Consider the following 2,793-nt stretch of genomic DNA (forward strand, 5'->3'; position numbering starts at 1 on the left):
GCGCCTGGCGGCCTTGCGCCAACACATGAACCAGCAAGGCTGGCAAGCCTGCCTGGTGCCCAGCAGCGACCCGCATTTGTCGGAATACCTGCCCGAGCGCTGGCAGACACGCGAATGGCTGAGCGGATTCACCGGCTCGTCAGGCACCCTGATCGTGGCCGACAGCCAAGCCGCCGTGTTCACCGACAGCCGCTACTGGGCGCAGGCCGAAGCCGAGCTGGCTGGCAGTGGCATTGCCCTGTTCAAGCTGGAAGGCGCGGCCGTGTCGGCCCATGTGGCCTGGCTAAAGGCCCTGAACGTGATGACGCCGCAAGCCCAATTGGCCGTGGATGGCGCTGTGCTGGCGCTGGCCATGACCCAATCTTTGAGCAATGCGTTGGCGGCGGAAAACTGGACACTGGTCACCTCGCACGACCCGGTGGACGCGATCTGGCCCAACCGTCCTGCAGCGCCTTTGGTCCCAGTGTATGAACACAAGCTGCCGCACGCGTCGACCCCTCGTGCCGACAAGCTGGCCGCCTTGCGTCAGGCTTTGATCAGCAAAGGTGCCACCCACCACTGGATCGCCACGCTGGACGACTTGGCCTGGGTGCTGAACCTGCGCGGCGCCGATGTCGACTACAACCCGGTGTTCGTGGGCCATGCATTGATCTCGCTGGACAGCGCCACCTTGTTCGTGGCGCCCGGCAAGCTCTCGGCCGACATCCAGGCGCGACTGGCCGCCGATGGCGTGCAGTGCCAGCCTTACGAACAGGCCCTGCCCGCCTTGCGAGCCCTGCCCTTGCACGCCCGTTTGCTGATCGACCCCAAGCGCATCACCTGGGGCCTGCGCGAAGCGGTGCCAGCGGGTGTGGCCGTGATCGAATCGATCAACCCGACCACCTTGGCCAAATCACGCAAGACCGATGCAGAGGCCGCCTTCGTGCGCGAAGCGATGGAGCGCGATGGCGCCGCCATGTGCGCCTTCTACGCCTGGTTCGAATCAGCTTTGGGCCGCGAACACGTCAGCGAGCTGACCGTCGATGAACGCCTGACCGCCGAGCGCACCAAGCAACCTGGCTTTGTGTCGCTGAGCTTCCCCACCATCGCCGGCTTCAACGCCAATGGCGCCCTGCCCCACTACCGCGCCACGCCCGACAGTTTCGCTGTGCTCAGCACGCCCCAAGGCTTGGCGGCCCAAGGCCTGCTGCTGATCGACTCGGGCGCGCAGTACCTGGGTGGTACCACCGACATCACGCGCGTTTGGGCCATTGGCACGCCCACCAAGGCGCAGCAGCGCGACTTCACCCTGGTGCTGAAAGGCACACTGGCCTTGTCGCGCGCGCGCTACCCGCGCGGCACCCTGTCACCCATGTTGGATTCGATCGCGCGCGGGCCACTTTGGGCCGAGGGCATCGATTTTGGCCATGGCACCGGTCACGGCGTGGGCTATTTTTTGAATGTGCACGAAGGCCCACAATCGATCTCGAAAGCCGTGCCTGAAGCCAACATGGCCATGCACCCCGGCATGATCACGTCGATCGAGCCTGGCCTGTACCGGCCCAAGCAATGGGGCATCCGCATTGAGAACCTGGTGATCAATGTGCCGGTGGCGCCCAGCGTGACCAACACAGCGCCGGGCGATCCGGAGCATGGCGAGTACCTGGCTTTTGAGACGCTGAGCTTGTGCCCCATCGATACACGCTGCATCGATTTGTCGCTGCTGCGCACTGACGAGGTCGAATGGCTGAACGGCTACCACGCGCAGGTGCTGAAGCGGCTGCGCCCGCTGGTCAGCGGTGCGGCCCTGGCTTGGCTGGAAAAACGCACCCAGCCGATCTGAGTTCAACCCGGCACTGCTTAGCCCATCACCACCGGGCCACCCTTGGCCAAGGCACGCTGATAAGCCGGGCGCGCCACCATGCGCGCCTTGTAAGCCGCCAGCTTGGGGTACTTGGCCGCATCGGCACCGCGCGACATCGCGGCCTCGACCGCGAAGCTCATCTGGAAATCAGCCAGCGTGAGGTGATCGCCCGCGAACCAGGTGTGCGTGGCCAGGTGCTGCTCGATGAATGCAAACGCGGTGCTCAGGTTGGGATCAACCAGCTTGCTGCGCACCTGCTCGCACATCTTGCGGGCAATGGGCCGCACAAAAAACGGCATGGGCTGCGTGGGGATGGCCAGGAACACCAGCTTCATCACCAGCCAGGGCATCAGCGAGCCTTCGGCGTAGTGCATCCAGAAGCGCGACTGGGCGCATTCGGGCGTGCCTTTGGCGGGCTGCAAATGGGCCAGGTCGCCCTGGGCTTGCAGGCCGTATTGATCCACCAAGTATTCCAGGATCACGGCGGACTCGGCGATGGCCGGGCCTTTATCGGTGATGACGGGCGACTTGCCCAGCGGGTGAACGGCTTTCAGCTCGGGCGGGGCCAGCCGGGTGACCGGATTGCGCTTGTAGATTTTGAGCTCATAGGGCAGGCCCAGCTCTTCAAGCAACCACAGCACGCGCTGCGAACGGGAGGTTTCCAGGTGGTGTACGGTGATCATGGTGTCAAGCATAAACGGCGCCAAAAAGTTTACCCACCCCGGCGGTCAGGCCCATGGCCAGGGCACCCCAAAATGCCACGCGCCCAGCAGCCTTGAACACCTGCGCACCGCCGGCCTTGGCGGCCAAGGCGCCCAGCCCGGTCAGGCAAATCAACGATGTGCCGGCCACCCAGGGTGCCAGCTGGGCCGGTGGTGCCAGCCAGGCTGTGAGCAGTGGCAAAGCCGCGCCGACGGCAAAGGTGGCCGCCGACGTGAACGCTGCCTGAA

The 2,793-nt window shown here is 64.9% G+C and carries 3 protein-coding genes; 1 reads left to right on the top strand and 2 read right to left on the bottom strand.

The window, feature by feature from the left end; all coding sequences use genetic code 11:
- Positions 1-1,822 (top strand): aminopeptidase P family protein (locus tag H7225_RS14095; RefSeq protein WP_290662879.1); only part of this gene is annotated, 1,822 nt, incomplete at its 5' end.
- Between the two features lie 17 nt (positions 1,823-1,839).
- Here H7225_RS14095 and H7225_RS14100 read toward each other — a convergent pair.
- Together H7225_RS14100 and H7225_RS14105 are read right to left on the bottom strand one after the other, a co-directional pair.
- Entirely contained in the window at positions 1,840-2,526 is a 687-nt protein-coding gene (locus H7225_RS14100; RefSeq protein WP_290662881.1) for a glutathione S-transferase, read from the bottom strand.
- Between the two features lie 4 nt (positions 2,527-2,530).
- On the bottom strand, positions 2,531-2,793 hold a 263-nt coding region (locus H7225_RS14105), incomplete at its 5' end, for a VIT1/CCC1 transporter family protein (RefSeq protein ID WP_290662883.1).

The organism is Aquabacterium sp. (assembly GCF_014378415.1).
Lineage (GTDB): Bacteria > Pseudomonadota > Gammaproteobacteria > Burkholderiales > Burkholderiaceae_C > Aquabacterium.